Below are 17,422 nucleotides of genomic sequence, written 5' to 3' on the forward strand. Positions count from 1 at the left end.
GCAATGCAGACCAATTTCACGCCGGCCCAGCTTGCCGATCCGCACGTCGCCGAATCTGAGAAAATCCTGCGCAAATGTGTGCATTGCGGCTTCTGCACTGCGACCTGTCCGACCTATGTGACGCTCGGCAATGAGCTCGACAGCCCACGCGGGCGCATTTACCTGATCAAGGATATGCTGGAAAATGGGCGCCCGGCAGACACCGAAGTCGTCACGCATATCGACCGCTGCCTCTCATGTCTGGCCTGCGTAACGACCTGTCCCTCCGGCGTCGACTACATGCACCTCGTCGACCATGCGCGGGCGCATATCGAGAAAACCTACAAGCGTCCTTTCATGAACAGGCTCGTGCGCGCCATCCTCGCTGCTGTTCTGCCTTATCCCGATCGATTTCGCCTGGCGCTGAAGCTGTCGTCGGCGGGCCGTCCGTTCGCAGGCCTTCTGCGACGCACGCCCGCATTGAAACCATTTGCCGCGATGTTGGCGCTCGCGCCGCGTCGCATTCCTCCGGCTTCCGTCTATGCCGTGCCGGCGAGCCACCCGGCGGTCGGTGAGAAGCGTGGCCGTGTGGCGATCCTGACCGGTTGCGCGCAGCCGGTGCTGGATCCCGGCATAAACGAAGCGACGATCAGCCTCCTCACGCGGTTCGGAGTCGAAGTCGTTGTTCCCGAGGGAGAGGTTTGCTGCGGCTCGCTCGTCCATCACATGGGACGCGAGGAGCAGGCGTTGGCGAGCGCCCGCGCCAACGTTGACGTGTGGACGCGGGAAATCGAGAGGGGTGGGCTCGATGCGATCATTATCACCGCCTCCGGCTGCGGCACGACGATCAAGGACTACGGCCATATGCTGCGGCTGGATGCGGCCTATGCCGAAAAGGCGGCGCGCGTCTCGTGCCTGGCGAAGGACATCACCGAATATCTCGTATCGCTCGAGTTGCCCGCGCAGATGCCGAAGGGCATCACCGTGGCCTATCATTCGGCTTGTTCGATGCAGCACGGCCAGAAGATCACAATGGCGCCGAAGCAACTGTTGAAGGCTGCGGGCTTCAATGTCCGTGACCCTTCCGAAGGTCACCTCTGTTGTGGCTCCGCCGGCACCTACAACATCCTGCAATCGGATATTTCCGATACGCTCAAGGCCCGCAAGGTAAAGAACCTCGAAGCGACGAAACCGCATGTGATCGCAACCGGCAATATCGGCTGCATGATGCAGATTGCGACGGGGACGGCCGTCCCGATCGTTCACACAGTTCAACTGCTGGATTGGGCTTATGGCGGGGATGTATCGGAAAAATTAAAGGGTTTGCCCCTAGCTTAGCGGCGCCGGATCGTCCGGCGATCTCGGGAGCTCGATATGCATCGCACAATCCTCGCGCTTACGGCTTTCTGCAGCGCGGCTGGAGCCGCCCACGCAGACACTCGCTTTTTCTGCTCGGCGGATGACAAGGATGTGCGCTTCACGGTGGAAAGCGGCTTCGAGGCTGGTGGCGGCCACAAGCTCAATCATTTTCGCGGCGCACTGGTGATGAAGAGCGGCGACATCCCGCAAGCGCTCAAGAAGATTGCCGTCAATTCGGAAAACCTGACGCACCATTGGTCACATGATGGCGAACTGCGGCTGGAGGTGTTCTATGACGGCGGCGACGACGCGAAAGGTCAAGGTCTCAGCCTGATCGTGACCGCCGGCCAGCGCGGCAAATCCATGACCGCGTTCTCAGGGACCTATGAACTGGCTATCGAGGGCGATGCGAAGCCGCTTGCGGCCAGCGGCAAGGTTAGCTGCGGATCGAAATAGGCGACCGGTTGCCCGGCCGCCTTGTAGCTTGCCTCAGCCGCCGAACAGCGTCCGCAGCACGTCGATGCCGCGATCCTCGAAGCTGACCTCGCCCTGCTTGTTGCCGGGGCCGATGACGATGACCTTCGTGCCGACAGGCGCACGATCGTAGAGATCGATGACATCCTTGTTCATCATGCGGATGCAGCCGGACGACATGTTGAGGCCGATCGTCCAGGGTTGGGTCGTGCCGTGAATGCGAAAGATCGTATCGCGGCCGCCCTTGTAGAGGTACATGGCGCGAGCGCCGAGCGGATTGTCCTCGCCGCCTTCCTGGAAGGCCGGGATGATATGGCCCTTCGCTGCCTCGCGAACGCGCATCTCAGCCGGCGGCGTCCAGGTCGGCCACTCTGCCTTGCGGCCGATCTTAACCACACCGGACCAGCCGAAGCCCTCTCGGCCGACGCCGATGCCGTAGCGGGTCGCGCGGTTCTTGCTTTCGACCAGGTACAGGAACTTGTTGTTGGTATCGATGATGATCGTTCCGGGCGCTTCATTCGTGACGAGGTGCACGCGCTGGCGCTTGAACTGCGGCTTGACCGATTTCGGCGGCGAGGCGACCCGCACGACAGGGGCGCCATCGTGAGCAGGCGTGGTCGGCTGCGCCGAAACCGAGGCGGACATGGAAGAGACCAGAAGGCCGGCGGCTGCGAAAGCCGTCGCGAATTTCAGCATGGTTGATTCCCTCAAAGCAAAACCGGACCGAAGCTACCCGAACTTCGATCCGATTCAAGATATTCGACGTCGAATGAAGCAGGGGCGATGTTTAATTGCAACTGTGCTTGGCGACGCGCCGGTATTGATGAGCCTTTACATGACGATGACGCGGGTTCCGACGTTTACGCGTTCGTAAAGGTCAACGATGTCTTCATTGCGCAGCCGGATGCAGCCGGAGGAAACGGCGTTACCGATCGTCCAGGGCGCATTGGTTCCATGAATGCGATAGAGCGTCGAACCGAGATACATGGCGCGCGCGCCAAGCGGGTTCCCAGGACCACCGTCCATGCGCGCCGGGAGATAATGGCCCTTGGCGGCTTCGCGGCCGACCATTTCCGACGGCGGCGTCCAGTCCGGCCATTCGGACTTGCGGGTGATCTTGTGCACGCCGGCCCATTCGAAGCCCGGCTTGCCGACGCCGACGCCGTAACGGCGCGCTTTGCCGCCGTCCATCACCAGATAGAGAAAGCGGTTGTTGGTATCGATGACGATCGTACCGGGCCGCTCCTTGGTCTCGTAGGCAACGGTCTGGGGCAGGTATTGTGGCTCAAGCTGGCGGCGGATGACGGGAACGCCAGGATTGATGGCGGACACCGGCTGCGCCGTGGCGGCGGGAGTGCGGCGGAAGGCGCCGGACGTGAACAGACCGCGCTGCGCAACAACCGGCCGCTGGTAGACGACGGGGCGAACCTTGCCGCCGAGCTGCATGATCCACGGCGCTGCAAGGTCTGGGCTCAAGACGACCGGCGGGCGCGTCGCGTAACGGTCGTCGCCAAGCGCGGCCGTGGAAAAGACGCCGAGCATCGCGGCGGCGAGCAGAAGGGATTTGATCATCGGACGGACTCTCTACAAATGGCCGAAAATGTGCGGACGGCAGCGGCCGCCTGCCTTCAAGCTGCCATCGTTCCCGCCAGCGAATGGTAAATTTGAATTCATTCAAGTCAGAAGCGAGAGATAAACTTTTCGTCAGGGTTATCGTTCGGTTTGGAAACAGAGTTTGCAAATGGTAAAGCCGGATTCGCAGCAAGAAAGCGAAGCGGGATCATGAGCGATACGGGCATCATCATCGGCGAAGACGGCAGGGGCCGCTGTCACTGGCACGCCAACCTGCCGGATTATCTCAGATATCACGACGAGGAATGGGGACGGCCGGTAACGGATGATCTCCGCCTCTTCGAGAAGATCTGCCTGGAAGGGTTCCAGTCCGGCTTGTCCTGGCTCACCATCTTGCGCAAGCGCGACAATTTCCGCGCTGCCTTTGCCAGCTTCGATTTCGAGAAGGTTGCGCTCTTCGAAGACAAAGATATCGACCGTTGCCTTGCTGATCCCGGCATCGTCCGGCATCGCGGCAAGATCGTCTCGACGATCAACAACGCCCGGCGTGCGATCGAACTCCGCGCGGAATTCGGGTCGCTGGCGCATTATTTCTGGAGCTTCGAACCCGGTTACAACGAACGGCCGAAGGTGGTCGATCGTGCCGCTGTCATGGCGAACCCGACGACACCGACATCGGTCGTCATTTCCAAGAATTTGAAGAAACGCGGCTGGACGTTTGTCGGCCCGACCACAGTTTATGCCTTCATGCAGGCAATGGGACTCGTCAACGATCACGTCGAAGGTTGCTTCTGCCGCGCCGAGGTTGAGGCGATGCGCGACGCGTTGGTGCGCCCATGAAGCGGCTCGCGGCCACCGTTGCCTTCTGCGCCCTTATGGCGTCAGTGTCATTTGCTCAACAACAACCAGAGCTGCAGCCAGGAGAGCGACTGGAGAAGCTGCAATTCCCGGCCGCGACCATGGAACTCAAGGGCTGGACAAAGTTCGGCAACGGCCGCGTCTACACGCTGCCCGTCAAGGCGGGCCAGCATGTGAAGGTTAGCTTTGCGACGAAGAGCAAGTTTGCCTTTCTCTCGATATTCGATCTCGCGATGCCTGATGAGGAGGCGATCTTCGGTACCGACGAGGATGGCAGCAGCTACACTATCACTGTGAAGGACAGCACCACCTGGCTGCTGCGGCCTTACTATTCCAAGGTATCGCCGCGCCGCGGCCTCGGCGCACCCTACAGCATTCTCGTCGAGCCGCAGGCAACGGCGCCGCAACCCACCGCTCCGACCGAAGAGCAATCGCCGTCGCCGCTCTTTCCCTCAAGGCAGTGACAACGGGTTAGTCTAGCCCCTCGATCAGGCCGCGCAGCTCTCCGAGATGTTCGATCTTGCGAAAGCGCGGTGCGTCCTTCGGTTCCTCGACATGCTCGACGACCCAGGTGAGGTCATGCGGCACGAAGACCCCGTAGCTGCCGGCGGCGATTGCCGGGACAATGTCTGATTTCAGCGAGTTGCCGACCATCATGGCCCGTTCCGGACCGCCGCCGACTTTGGCGAAGATCCGCCGGTACGTTACCGCGGTCTTGTCGGAGACAATCTCGACGGCGTGAAAGAAGTCGCCGAGCCCGGATTGCGCCAGCTTGCGCTCCTGATCGAACAGGTCACCCTTGGTGATCATCACCAGCAGGTAGCTTTCCGAGAGCGCCGCCAGCGTCTCCTGTACGTGCGGTAGGGTCTCGACCGGGTGGGAAAGCAGGTCGCGGCCGGTATCGAGAATACCGGCAATGACGCTGGCAGGTACCTTGCCCTCGGTGATCTCGATCGCAGTCTCGATCATCGACAGGGTAAATCCCTTGATGCCGAAGCCGTAGTGGCGGAGATTGCGCTTCTCTGCCTCCAGCAAGCGCTCCGAGATCCTAGGGCCGTCTGCAAAATCGGCCAGCAATTCGGTGAAATGCGCCTCGGTAAGCCGATAGTATTGCTCATTCTGCCAGAGCGTGTCGTCGGCATCGAAGCCGATGGTCGTCAGCGTGCGGGTCGTCATCGCCCATCTCCGAGTGATCTGGTTGGAATCTATTGAAAGATGGCCGCGAAACAAGGGGATCGCAAAGCCTTGAGGCGAGTACACGGCCTGTTGAAATGCCGCTGTCTCGCCTTACATCGATAGTGCCTCCCGCGCAGCCGCATTCCGGCTTCCTGTCATGGGCAGGCCAATAACCAAAAAATGAATTCATCTGTCCGTGGACAAGCCCGCGGCCGTCACAGGGAAATGTTCGATCATGCGTTACAACCAACTTGGAAATACGGGCCTATTCGTCTCGGAAATCTGCCTCGGCACGATGACGTTCGGTGCCGCAGGCGAAGGCAATATCTGGGGCGCCATTGCCGACGTCGATCAGAAGGCAGCCGACCAGATCGTCGAAAGATCGCTTGCCGCCGGCGTGAATTTCATCGACACGGCTGACGTCTATTCCTTCGGGGAATCCGAAAAGCTGCTCGGCCAAGCCCTGAAGAACCTGGGCGTTCCTCGCAAGGACGTCGTCATTGCCACGAAAGTCTACGGTGTCATCGGCGACAAGCCGAACGACCGCGGCGCCTCGCGTGGCCACATCATGGATTCGATCGAAGCAAGCCTGGAGCGGCTGCAGACCGATCATATCGATCTCTATCAGATCCACGCCACTGATACGGTTACGCCGATCGACGAGACGTTGCGCGCGCTCGACGATCTCGTGTCCCGCGGTCTCGTGCGCTATGTCGGCGTCTCGAACTGGCAGGCATGGCGCATCGCCAAGGCGCTCGGTATTTCCGACCGCCGCGGCTTCGCGCGGTTCGAAACCGTGCAGGCCTACTATTCGATTGCCGGCCGCGACCTCGAGCGCGACATCGTGCCGATGATGCAGGAAGAAAAACTTGGTCTGATGGTCTGGTCGCCGCTGGCTGGGGGCCTTCTCTCCGGCAAATACGGGCCGGGAGCACCCGGCAACGAGGAAGGTCGCCGTGCCTCGTTCGACTTTCCGCCGGTCGACAAGGATCGCGCTTGGGCCTGCGTTGCAGTCATGCGCGAGATTGCCGAGAAGCAGGGAACGAGCGTCGCGACCGTGGCGCTTGCGTATATTCTGGCCAAGCCGTTTGTGACAACGGTGATCATCGGGGCCAAGCGCGTCGAGCAGCTCGACCAGAACCTGGCGGCCGTCGATCTGAAACTCGATGCCGCTGACCTGAAGAAGCTGGACGAGGTCAGCGCGCTGGCGCCTGAATATCCGGGCTGGATGCTTGCGCGGCAGGAAGCCGGCCGCCGGCCAGAGCCGTTCCAGCCGACGGCCTGAGCTGCCGTCTTGTGGAGGCGGACGCCGGGGCTCGCTGCTCCGGCGTCCTTCGCATGCTATTTGCCGTGTGCCTTCAGCCAGGCCAGCATGTCGGCGATCTCCGCCTCCTGTGCCTTGATCACGGCTTCTGCGAGCTTGCGAATTTCAGGATCCTTGCCGTATTGCAGCTCGATCTTCGCCATGTCGATTGCGCCCTGATGGTGCGGGATCATGCCGCGGACGAAGTCGACGTCGGTGTCGCCGGTATACTCCAGCGTCATGTCCTTGTGCATCTTCGCGTTCGCCTCCGCAAAGGCGTGGCTTACTGCGCTGTGGTCGCCCATCGGCTTGCTCATGTCCATCTGCATATCTTCCGCGAAGGCAGACGCGGTGGAGAGTGCAAGAGTTGCAGCAATGGCGAGAACTTTCAGAGACATGAGATTTCCTTCCTCTGTCTGATATTGGAATTCAATGCGCGGCCGGGGGGCAGCGGCTGTTCATGAAAACCCGTCAGACAAGCCGGGGAGGCGGCGCCAGCGGCGCAGGGCGTGCATCCCGCATGGCATGAGCCGGTCCGGGAGCAGGATATGAAAACACGTGCTTGCCGGCCGCTGCGACAACGCTCGACGGCGGGATAACAAGACAGGCCGAACAAAAGGGCATGTGCACCATGCCGCTGGCTGAGCAGGGATCCTGTTGTGGGGCCGGCGATTTGGCTTTCTCGCCCACATCCATCCCGGTCAAGTGCAGATGCTCGCCGCTGGCATTCGAAGCGACCGTCTGCATGGATAGGCATGTCGGACAGCCAGCCCAGGCTGACATGGTGCCGTAAGCGAGCCAGGCGAATACCATCGCTATGATTGCAAGAAAGCGCATGCGGTCAAGATAGGAACACGACGCGAAGAAGCCAAGGTGCTTTTGCGGATTTGGCACACGCTACCAGCGCGGCGGCGGCATTCGGCCCCCAAGCGGACCTCGGCCGCCGATAAGCCACCGTATCACACCGTATTTTACTATACAGACAGACGGTATTCAGGCACCCTTAACGGGTTGCATGCGTCTTGGGATGGAAGCGCTGCCAACGATTGCTCCCGTTCATTCTGGCCAGACGCCTTCTGGTTTCCGACCGTTGTGCTCGCACGAGCGAATTGGTTCTGTACTTCTTGGTAGACGCAGCTCCTTAGCCAAGAGGAGGGATTCCATGCGTCGCTACAGCGTATTGCACATCTCTCGCGGCGTACTTGCCGCGCTGGGTTTCACGGCCTTGACCGCGTTTGGCTGCCCGGCAGCATTCGCCCAGTCAGCAGCGGGCGCACCGGGGGCCACGACGACCCTCGACGGCAAGCAGCTTCCGCCGCCCACACCGAATTTTGGCGGTGTGATCAAGGAGAAGGCCTCGGAGTCACAGCCTTGGTGGGCTCCCCGCATCGTGCCGCCGAAGGGTGCGCCCAACGTGCTGCTGATCATGACTGACGACCAGGGATTTGGCGCGCCAAGCACATTCGGCGGAGTCATTCCCACCCCCGCTATGGATCGCATCGCGAACCAGGGGCTGCGCTTCACCAATTTCCACTCGACGTCGCTCTGCTCGCCGACAAGGGCTGCGTTGATCACGGGGCGAAACCACCATTCGGTGGGTGCAGGCGTCGTCGGTGAAATAGCGACGGGCTATCCGGGTTACGATTCGATCATCCCGATCGAGAAAGGAACCATCGGCACGATCCTCAAGGAGAATGGCTACGCAACGTCGTGGTTCGGCAAGGATCACAACACAGCCTCCTATCAGTCGAGCCAGGCAGGGCCGTTCAATCAATGGCCAATAGGGATGGGCTTTGAATATTTCTACGGCTTCGTCGGTGGCGACGCCAGTCAATGGCAACCCAACCTGTACCGTAATACGACAGCCATCTATCCGTTCGAGGGCAATCCCGGCTGGAACATGGAAACGGCGATGGCCGACGAAGCCATCCACTACATGAAGCAGTTGAAGGAGATCGCACCCGGCAAACCCTGGCTTGTCTACTATGTACCGGGCGCGACCCATGCGCCGCATCATCCCACGCCGGAATGGGTCAAGAAGATTAGCGACATGCACCTCTTCGACGAGGGGTGGAACAAGCTGCGCGAGACGATCTTCGCCAACCAGAAACGGCTGGGCATCATGCCGGAGAACGCCCAACTGACGCCGTGGCCCAAGGACCTACCGGAATGGGATACCTTGAGCCTGGAAGAGAAAAAACTCTTCATCAAGCAGGCGGATGTCTACGGCGCTTACCTTGCCTATGCCGACAATGAGATCGGCCGAGTCATTCAGGCCGTCGACGACCTCGGCGAACACGACAATACCCTGATCATCTATATCGGCGGCGACAACGGTGCGAGCGCCGAAGGCATGCTCAACGGAACGCCGAACGAGTTCACCACCTTCAATGGCATCCCGGTGCCTGTGAAGGACCAACTGCTCTGGTATCCATTCTGGGGATCGGAACGGACGTTCCCGCATTTTGCGGCAGCCTGGGCCTGGACGATGGACACGCCGTTCAAGTGGGTGAAGCAGGTGCCGTCCCACTTCGGCGGAACCTCGCAAGGGGTGGCCATGTCCTGGCCCGGCCACATCACTGACGTGGGCGGCATCCGCCGCCAGTTCTCACATGTGATCGACATCGTGCCTACCATCCTCGAAGCGACCAGCATTGCGGTGCCCGAGACAATCAACGGCATCGAACAGAAGCCGGTCGAAGGGGTTAGCATGATGTATACGTGGGACAAGGCAAACGCCAACGCCCCCACCCGACACACGACGCAATACTTCGAGATGCTGGGCAATCGCGCCATTTACGACAATGGCTGGGTGGCAGCGACGACGCCAGCAACCCGACCATGGGAACTGAGTACCGCGACGCCGCCTGACGTCATCACCGGCTACAACTGGGAGCTCTACGACGTCAACGATGACCCCACACAGTTCAACGACCTTGCCGTCAAGATGCCTGACAAGCTCAAGCAAATGCAGGACCTCTTCTATTCAGAGGCGAAGAAATACAACGTGTTGCCGCTGGATAATTCGACGCTTGCTCGCTGGAACACGCCGCGCCCCAACCTTACGGCAGGACGAACCGAGTTCACCTATTCGGGCGAATTGAGCGGTGTGCCGCCCAGCGCTGCACCGAGCGTTTTGAACAAGTCCTATACGATCACGGCTGACGTCGAGATACCCGAAGGCGGGGCGGACGGCATGATCGTGACCGAGGGCGGACGGTTCGGCGGCTACGGCCTGTTCCTCAGCAAAGGCGACTTCGGCGTCGGGCGAGGCAGGGTCGTGTTTCTCTACAACCTTCTCGACCTCAAGCGCACGATGTGGGAAGGACCGGAACTGGAGCCTGGCAAGCATCAAATCGTCTTCGAGTTCAAGTCCGATGGTCCCGGCCTCGGCAAGGGCGGTAGCGGCGTCCTGTCGGTGGATGGCAAGGAGGTGGCGACAAACTCGCTGGACCATACTATCCCGGTTACCTTTCCGGAGGACGAAAGCTTCGATGTCGGACAGGACACCCGCACAGGGGTCGCCATGGTCGAGTATCGTTACGACGCTCCGTTCAAGTTCTCCGGCAAAATTGACAAGCTGACCTTCAAGTTCGGGCAGTAGAAGCAACGAGGCCCACGCCGTCGGGCTTGCGACGCATGTGCCGAAGCGTTCAAGGAGCCGAAATGCCAGGAAACCTGGGAGCCAATTCCAAGCTGCTGCTTTCGGTAACGGGCGTGATTGAAGCCGCGACGGGCTTGGCGTTGCTGCTGGCGCCCGCTTTCCTGGTTCAAGTGCTGCTCGGGGCCGCGCCGGATACGCCTGTCGGTACGACTGCCGCCCGTGTCGCTGGTGCTGCAGTGCTCAGCCTGGCCGTTGCTTGCTGGCTTGCGCGGGACGACGTGGCAGGCAAGGCGGCAAAGGGATTGGTGACAGCGATGCTGTTCTACAACTTCGCCGTGGTCGCAACACTTGTTCTTGAGTGGCTTCGTCACGGTACCTCCGGTATCGCTTTCTGGCCTGTTGTCGCCGGGCACATCGCGCTGGGCGTCTGGTGTTTGGCGTGCGGGTTGGCGTCGAACCGGATCGCAGACCGTTAGCGATATCGTCCGGCTCGACGTCCGCTATTGGCGCGCAAAGCGGAAGCAGCGTCGCTTAGATCAGCCGCGCGCTTTCCAGCTCTCGCCAGTCGACGCCTTCCAACGATCGCCTCCCATCGTTGGTGCATGCTCAGCCCTAACCGCCACTGCCGGGGTTGATGTCGGTCCGTTCTAACGGGGCCAGCCAGATAGCAGCTTCGGGAACTGGTAGTTCAGTGGAGGGTGCGGACGTACGGTGTTGTCGTTGGAGCTCATTGGGGAGTATTATTAAAAGGCTAAAATAGAAGATCGTGAGCGGGATACGCGCGAAGAGCTGCAGAACCCTTTTCCGCATCTCGCCCATAAGGGCGAGGAAGCCCATGCTTGGCGAGGAAAAGATGAAACATACGGAGACCAGAAGGAGACCGTCGCGTCGCAAATTTCTAAGCGGGGCAGCCATGGCCGGTGCGGCGATGATCGCGGCACCAAGCGTCGTCAAGGCGCAGGGGCCGGTCAACATGCGTTGGCAGAGCACATGGCCATCCAAGGACATCTTTCACGAATTCGCGCTTGATTTCGCAAAAAAGGTCACCGACATGACCGGCGGCGATCTCAAAATTGAAGTGCTGCCGGCCGGTGCCGTGGTGCCCGCCTTCGGCCTGCTCGACGCGGTCTCCCAGGGGACGCTCGACGGAGGGCACGGCGTGGTCGCATATCACTACGGCAAACAAGCGGCGCTGGCGTTGTGGGGCTCGGGACCGGGATTTGCCATGGATGCCAACATGTTGCTCGCCTGGCACAAATACGGCGGCGGCAGGGAGCTCCTCGTAAAGCTCTATGAATCGATCGGGGCCAATGTGGTTTCGTTCCTCTATGGGCCGATGCCGACACAGCCGCTCGGCTGGTTCAAGAGGCCGGTCGCCAAGGTCGAGGATATTCAGGGACTCAAATTCCGCACCGTCGGCATTTCCATTGATGTGTTCACCGGCCTCGGTGCCGCGGTCAATGCGCTGCCGGGCGGCGAGATCGTGGCGGCATTGGACCGCGGCCTGATTGACGCGGCCGAGTTCAACAACGCGTCGTCCGACCGGGCTCTCGGTTTCCCGGACGTCTCCAAGATCTGCATGCTGCAAAGCTATCACCAGAATGCCGAGCAGTTCGAGGTGCTGTTCAACAAGGCGAAATATGATGCATTGCCTGACCAGATGAAGGCGATCATCTCCAACGCCGCGGAGGCGGCCTCCCAGGACATGGCCTGGAAGGCGATCGACCGCTATTCGACCGACTACGCCCAGATGCAGACCACCGAAAAGGTCAAGTTCTACAAAACGCCGGAAGCGATCCTCAAAAGGCAACTGGAAGTCTACGACGAGGTCGTGAAGAAGAAGGCGGCGGAAAACCCGCTGTTCAAGGAAGTCATCCAGTCGCAAATCGCTTTTGCGGCGCGGGCAACGCGGTGGGAACAGGATACCGTCGTCAACCGCCGGCTGGCCTTCGACCACTACTTCGGCCCGAACGGGGTTGCGAAGGAACTATAGCGTCATCACCGGACAACGATGCTTCTGACGAAGGTATGGGCTATCTCGGGGGGCAGCCGTGGACGTTCAGCAGTTTCTCATCAGGATCGATGCGATCAGCGTGTGGGTCGGCAAGGCTGCGGCGTGGCTGATCATCGGCCTGATGACGCTCGTCTGCATCGAAGTCTTCAAGCGCTACATCATGAACATGCCGACGGCGTGGATTTTCGACGTCAGCAACATGTTCTATGGCACCCTGTTCATGCTCGCCGGAGCCTACGCGCTGGCGCAGAATGCCCATGTACGCGGCGACTTTCTCTACAGCTCGCTGCGGCCTCGCATACAGGCGGCGCTCGATCTCCTCCTTTATGTCCTATTCTTCCTGCCGGGCGTCGCCGCGCTCATCTATGCCGGTTACCACTATGCGGCGCTATCCTGGCGGATCGGCGAGCATTCGACTGTCACGGCGGAAGGCCCGCCGATCTACTACTTCAAGACCGTCATTCCCGCAGCGGGCGTGCTCGTCATGCTTCAGGGGCTTGCCGAGATAGCGCGCTGCATCATCTGCCTCAAGACCGGAGAATGGCCGCGCCGGCTCAAGGATGTGGAGGAAATCGACGTTGTCGCCGAGCAGCTTGCGCATAGCGAGCACATAGACGCGCAGACGCGCGAGGACGCGATCGAGCGCGCCCAGGATATCGACAGGGCGGCGCGGCAACGGCGCCGGGGGGGAGACATCGAGACGTGAGCGATCCGTTCCTCGGACTGACGATGCTAATTCTCATCGTGGTCGTCATCGTCATGGGGTTCCCGACAGCCTTCACGCTAATGGGGCTCGGCATGCTGTTCGGGTTCTACGCATTCTACAGCCCGGCCGAGCACTGGATCGACAACCGCGTCTTCGACCTGATGGTTCAGCGCACCTATGGGGCGATGACCAACGATGTCCTGATCTCCATCCCGCTGTTCGTGCTGATGGGCTACGTCATGGAGCGCGGTGCGCTGGTGGACAAGATGTTCTACAGCATCCAGCTTTCCTTCCGGCGGGTCCCCGCCTCGCTTGCCGTTGCAACACTGATCGTCTGCACCTTCTGGGGCATTGCCAGCGGCCTTGTCGGCGCCGTGGTGGTGCTGATGGGTGTCATTGCAATGAACCCGATGCTGCGCGCCGGCTATGACGTCAGGCTTGCCTCCGGGGTGATTACCGCCGGCGGCACGCTGGGCATTCTGATCCCGCCATCCGTGATGATCATCGTCTATGCGGCGGTTGCTGGACAATCGGTCGTCAAACTCTATGCCGCCGCGATGTTTCCCGGCTTCTTCCTCGCGCTTCTCTATCTTGCCTACATCCTGGGCTGGGCGGCGATCAGTCCGAAGATCGCGCCCGCCTTGCCCGAGCAACAGACGAGAGTCCCCGTGCCCACCTGGATGAAGAGCTTTCAAGCGCTCTATTCCCACAACATGCTGGTCGGGCTTCTCCGCGCATTGGTCTCGCCATCAAAGGCGATGGCGCTCGAGACGGGCGAGGGGCGGCTCAGCTACTGGAAGCTGGTCAAGAATGCTTGCGCCGCGCTCGTGCCCTTCTCGCTGACGGCATTCACACTGACGCTCGTGTGGTGGTATGTCGTCATCTATCCTCAGGCATCGGCGGAGGCGGAAGCACCGGAAGGGCTGGAACAACTCGGCGCACCCGCATCTGACGCCGCGCCGGTGGCGGTGAACGGGCCACCAACCACTTTCTACGTGGCCTTCGGGATCATCTCCGCAATCGCAGCGGCGGTGCTCGTGCGCTACTACAGGAATATGAGTGCGGAGCGACTGCAGGTTGTGAAACTGCTGGTTTCGTCGGTCATGCCGCTCGGGATCCTGACCGTCGTCGTGCTCGCCGTCATTCTGTTCGGCATCACGACGGCGACCGAGTCCGCCGCGGTCGGTGCCGCCGGTGCCTTTCTGCTGGCGTTCCAGGCCCGGACGCTCAACTGGAAACGCACGAAGGAGGCGGTCTTCCTGACAGCGAAGACCACGGCCATGGTTTGCTGGCTCTTCGTCGGTTCGGCGCTCTTCTCCGCTGTCTTTGCCATCCTCGGCGGCCAGGCGCTGGTTGAAGAGTGGGTGCTGGCGCTCGATCTCACGCCTGTGCAATTCATGATCCTGTCGCAGGCGATCATCTTCGTTCTCGGCTGGCCGCTCGAATGGACCGAGATCATCATCATCTTCGTGCCGATCTTCCTTCCGATGCTGAGGCACTTCGATATAGATCCGATCCTCTGGGGCGTGCTCGTCTTCGTCAATCTGCAGGCGGCGTTCCTGTCGCCGCCGGTGGCGATGTCGGCCTATTATCTCAAGGGGGTCTCACCACCGCACGTCACCCTCAACCAGATCTTCGCCGGCATGATGCCCTACATGCTGATCGTCATCCTCTGCATGATTATCATGTATGTGTGGCCGGGCATGACACTGTGGCTTCCGAAATATCTTTACGGCTAAGAGGCATTGTCGCTTGCGGCGGCCCGTGCCGCAACCTTCACGCCAATGCCCCGTGATCTGAGGTTGCTCGGACTTCATATACCGTGCCCAGGTGTCGGATGGCTATCCGGGAGCGACCGCTTCCGTCTGTGACTTTTGGCGGAGATTGGTGGAACTCGGTCGCAGGTTTGGGAACCTCGTGGCGGCCGAGGTGGGGACACCAACCTCAATAAGTGGCAACGACCTCGTGGACGATCTGATAGTCCGCGCTCTCTTCTCCGAGCGGCGCCACGGGCCATTTCCAGTTGGCTTGAACCGATGACAGCGACACGCCGTGCAGCAAGTCATGCTCCTCATGAACCTTCCCATTGCGGTCGATGACGGCATAGGAGATATCGGAAATCAGGCAAGTTCTGCAGGGCGCTGCCTCCAACGCCGACCGGTGCGCCTCGATCAGTTGCGTGACGGTATCGGCGGGCATGGCGCCTTTTTCTTCCGCCTCGTAGCGGCGTTTTGCGCCGCGACCGATCTGGGAGAGGAGGTTGGCCGAGACGACGAAGTCGAGATACGGAACTGTTCTGAGAAAGGCGAGCGGCTCCGGCTGCCTGCCCGCGGCGAGCTCGTCATAGCCCGAGAGATCGCGCTCGATCAGCCGAACATTGCTGTAACCTTTAAGCCGGAGCCACAGGCGCACCGAGGCAAGATGCACGAGGTCGACGAGCACAACGGTGTCGAAGTTCTCGGACAGTTCCTCGATCGGGACGTCGCGTAGCAGGCCTGACCCCAGGACGACCGCGGTCCTTTTCTGCCGCAGGCCCGCCATGGCGCTCGTTACAGTGTTTCGGCTCCGCTCCTCGTGCCCCGCCCATTGCCGGCTGCAGCGGCCGGCGCGGGACCATAGATTAACGGAGGTTCGGATGAACCGGCGATGCTCCTTCAACGTCATCGGAACGGTCGCAGCGTAGAGAAGCGCCTCGGCGATCATGATAGAGCTCCTGCCATGCGATCCATTCTCCCTCGTTCAATCGATTCTGTGTTCCGGATCAAGGGCCTTCGCCCTTGCCGCACCCGGCCCAATCCGCTAGGAAACCGCCACTGTCACAGTGAGCGGAAGACGTTGGAAATGAACGACAAGCAGAAGAAACCACAAAAGCTCAAGGCCAGACTTCCCCGCGGCTTCGTCGATCGTTCGGCGAACGATATTCGCGCCGTCAACGAGATGACCGCGAAGATCCGGGAAGTCTATGAGCATTATGGTTTCGATCCTGTCGAAACGCCGCTGTTCGAATACACCGATGCACTTGGCAAGTTCCTGCCGGATGCCGACCGGCCGAATGAAGGCGTTTTCTCGCTGCAGGACGACGATGAGCAGTGGATGTCGTTGCGTTACGACCTGACGGCGCCGCTCGCCCGTCACGTCGCCGAAAACTTCAACGAGATCCAGCTTCCATACCGCACCTATCGCGCTGGCTATGTCTTCCGCAACGAAAAGCCAGGCCCGGGCCGCTTCCGCCAGTTCATGCAGTTCGACGCCGATACCGTCGGCGCGCCCGGCGTGCAGGCCGACGCGGAAATGTGCATGATGATGGCCGATACGCTGGAAGCCCTCGGCATCAAACGCGGCGATTACGTCATCCGCGTCAACAACCGCAAGGTTCTCGACGGCGTGCTGGAAGCGATCGGCCTCGGCGGCGACGACAAGGCAGGCCAGCGTCTCAACGTGCTGCGCGCCATCGACAAGCTCGACAAGTTCGGGCCGGAAGGTGTGCGGTTGCTTCTGGGCCCTGGCCGTAAAGATGATAGCGGCGACTTCACCAAGGGCGTTGGACTAGACACCGCAAACATTGAGTTTGTCATGTCGGTTGTTGAAAAGCGGCCATACGTCGCTGTTGGTAATCGTTCAGCAGAACAAGTTACGAAATTGAATGAGCTTACCGAAAGAAGCGCCTCCGCGAAGGAAGGCTTCTCGGAGCTCGATATGATTCATGGCCTCGTTACTGCGGCGGGCTATCAGTCCGATCGCATCAAGATCGACCCATCCGTCGTCCGCGGCCTCGAATACTACACTGGCCCGGTCTACGAAGCCGAACTTCTGTTCGACGTCACCAATGAAAAGGGCGAAAAGGTCGTCTTCGGCTCCGTCGGTGGCGGCGGGCGCTATGATGGTCTCGTCTCCCGCTTCATGGGCCAGCCGGTTCCGGCCACCGGCTTCTCGATCGGCGTCTCGCGCCTGATGACGGCGCTGAAGAACCTCGGCAAGCTCGGCCAGGCCGATGTCATCGAGCCTGTTCTGGTCACGGTCATGGATGGCGACGTCGACTCCATGGGCCGCTACCAGCGCATGACACAGGAACTACGCAAGGCCGGCATCCGGGCCGAAATGTATCAGGGCAACTGGAAGAAGTTCGGCAATCAGCTGAAATATGCCGATCGCCGCGGCTGCCCCGTTGCCATCATCCAGGGTGGCGACGAGCGCGCTGAGGGCGTCGTGCAGATCAAGGACCTGATCGAGGGCAAGCGCCTGTCGGGTGAAATCGAGGACAACGCCAGCTGGCGCGAGGCGCGTGTCGCCCAGGAGACCGTTGCGGAAAGCGACCTCGTCGCGAAGGTGAAGGAAATTCTGGCGGCGCAGGCCGAAGACCGGAAGAGGGCGGGCTGA

16 protein-coding genes are annotated in these 17,422 nt (G+C 60.7%); 11 read left to right on the plus strand and 5 right to left on the minus strand.

Annotated elements, in window-relative coordinates:
• The first annotated feature begins 3 nt into the window (after positions 1 to 3).
• Both glcF and ACSQ9D_RS02180 read left to right on the plus strand, forming a co-directional pair.
• Positions 4 to 1,317: a glycolate oxidase subunit GlcF gene (gene glcF, locus ACSQ9D_RS02175; RefSeq protein ID WP_436280978.1), complete on the plus strand. Its 1,314-nt coding sequence runs from the start codon at positions 4 to 6 to the stop codon at positions 1,315 to 1,317.
• A gap of 36 nt (positions 1,318 to 1,353) precedes the next feature.
• Entirely contained in the window at positions 1,354 to 1,794 is a 441-nt protein-coding gene (locus ACSQ9D_RS02180; RefSeq protein WP_436280979.1) for a hypothetical protein, read from the plus strand.
• Positions 1,795 to 1,827: 33 nt separating this feature from the next.
• Here the strand turns inward: ACSQ9D_RS02180 and ACSQ9D_RS02185 are convergent, their stop codons facing one another.
• Together ACSQ9D_RS02185 and ACSQ9D_RS02190 are read right to left on the minus strand one after the other, a co-directional pair.
• Complete coding sequence (locus tag ACSQ9D_RS02185) at positions 1,828 to 2,508, minus strand: L,D-transpeptidase (RefSeq protein WP_436280980.1); 681 nt, start codon at positions 2,506 to 2,508, stop codon at positions 1,828 to 1,830.
• A gap of 135 nt (positions 2,509 to 2,643) precedes the next feature.
• The gene (locus ACSQ9D_RS02190) at positions 2,644 to 3,384 is read right to left on the minus strand and encodes a L,D-transpeptidase (protein ID WP_436280981.1); all 741 of its coding nucleotides are present in this window, start codon (positions 3,382 to 3,384) and stop codon (positions 2,644 to 2,646) included.
• Between the two features lie 210 nt (positions 3,385 to 3,594).
• Between ACSQ9D_RS02190 and ACSQ9D_RS02195 the strand changes: the two genes are divergently transcribed.
• Positions 3,595 to 4,224: a DNA-3-methyladenine glycosylase I gene (locus ACSQ9D_RS02195; RefSeq protein ID WP_436280982.1), complete on the plus strand. Its 630-nt coding sequence runs from the start codon at positions 3,595 to 3,597 to the stop codon at positions 4,222 to 4,224.
• Positions 4,221 to 4,706, plus strand: coding sequence for a hypothetical protein (locus tag ACSQ9D_RS02200; protein ID WP_436280983.1), 486 nt, complete (start codon positions 4,221 to 4,223; stop codon positions 4,704 to 4,706). Before ACSQ9D_RS02195 ends, ACSQ9D_RS02200 begins: the two co-directional genes overlap by 4 nt.
• A 7-nt stretch (positions 4,707 to 4,713) precedes the next feature.
• On the opposite strand, the gene ACSQ9D_RS02205 is transcribed toward ACSQ9D_RS02200, so the two are convergent.
• Complete coding sequence (locus tag ACSQ9D_RS02205; RefSeq protein ID WP_436280984.1) at positions 4,714 to 5,418, minus strand: HAD family hydrolase; 705 nt, start codon at positions 5,416 to 5,418, stop codon at positions 4,714 to 4,716.
• Between the two features lie 235 nt (positions 5,419 to 5,653).
• Between ACSQ9D_RS02205 and ACSQ9D_RS02210 the strand changes: the two genes are divergently transcribed.
• Complete coding sequence (locus tag ACSQ9D_RS02210) at positions 5,654 to 6,703, plus strand: aldo/keto reductase (RefSeq protein ID WP_436280985.1); 1,050 nt, start codon at positions 5,654 to 5,656, stop codon at positions 6,701 to 6,703.
• Positions 6,704 to 6,759: 56 nt separating this feature from the next.
• Here the strand turns inward: ACSQ9D_RS02210 and copM are convergent, their stop codons facing one another.
• Complete coding sequence (gene copM, locus ACSQ9D_RS02215) at positions 6,760 to 7,119, minus strand: CopM family metallochaperone (protein ID WP_436280986.1); 360 nt, start codon at positions 7,117 to 7,119, stop codon at positions 6,760 to 6,762.
• A 764-nt stretch (positions 7,120 to 7,883) separates the two neighbouring features.
• Between copM and ACSQ9D_RS02220 the strand changes: the two genes are divergently transcribed.
• The 5 genes from ACSQ9D_RS02220 to ACSQ9D_RS02240 all read left to right on the plus strand — a co-directional run bounded on the left by ACSQ9D_RS02220 (position 7,884) and on the right by ACSQ9D_RS02240 (position 14,784).
• Positions 7,884 to 10,325 (plus strand): arylsulfatase, encoded by a 2,442-nt coding sequence (locus ACSQ9D_RS02220; RefSeq protein ID WP_436280987.1) that lies wholly within the window; start codon positions 7,884 to 7,886, stop codon positions 10,323 to 10,325.
• 62 nt (positions 10,326 to 10,387) lie between these two features.
• Positions 10,388 to 10,801 (plus strand): hypothetical protein, encoded by a 414-nt coding sequence (locus tag ACSQ9D_RS02225; protein ID WP_436280988.1) that lies wholly within the window; start codon positions 10,388 to 10,390, stop codon positions 10,799 to 10,801.
• Between the two features lie 377 nt (positions 10,802 to 11,178).
• Positions 11,179 to 12,318: a TRAP transporter substrate-binding protein gene (locus tag ACSQ9D_RS02230; RefSeq protein ID WP_436280989.1), complete on the plus strand. Its 1,140-nt coding sequence runs from the start codon at positions 11,179 to 11,181 to the stop codon at positions 12,316 to 12,318.
• 58 nt (positions 12,319 to 12,376) lie between these two features.
• A complete protein-coding gene (locus ACSQ9D_RS02235) occupies positions 12,377 to 13,045 on the plus strand; it encodes a TRAP transporter small permease subunit (RefSeq protein ID WP_436280990.1) in 669 nt (222 codons plus the stop codon).
• On the plus strand, positions 13,042 to 14,784 hold the full coding sequence (locus ACSQ9D_RS02240) for a TRAP transporter large permease (protein ID WP_436280991.1): 1,743 nt from the start codon (positions 13,042 to 13,044) through the stop codon (positions 14,782 to 14,784). The genes ACSQ9D_RS02235 and ACSQ9D_RS02240 overlap by 4 nt, the downstream gene beginning before the upstream one ends.
• A gap of 205 nt (positions 14,785 to 14,989) precedes the next feature.
• On the opposite strand, the gene ACSQ9D_RS02245 is transcribed toward ACSQ9D_RS02240, so the two are convergent.
• Positions 14,990 to 15,748: a hypothetical protein gene (locus ACSQ9D_RS02245; protein ID WP_436280992.1), complete on the minus strand. Its 759-nt coding sequence runs from the start codon at positions 15,746 to 15,748 to the stop codon at positions 14,990 to 14,992.
• A gap of 138 nt (positions 15,749 to 15,886) precedes the next feature.
• On the opposite strand from ACSQ9D_RS02245, the gene hisS reads away from it, so the two are divergent.
• Positions 15,887 to 17,422, plus strand: a complete 1,536-nt coding sequence (gene hisS / locus ACSQ9D_RS02250; protein WP_436280993.1) for a histidine--tRNA ligase — start codon at positions 15,887 to 15,889, stop codon at positions 17,420 to 17,422.

This window comes from Rhizobium sp. LjRoot258 (genome assembly GCF_964254185.1).
Lineage (GTDB): Bacteria > Pseudomonadota > Alphaproteobacteria > Rhizobiales > Rhizobiaceae > Rhizobium.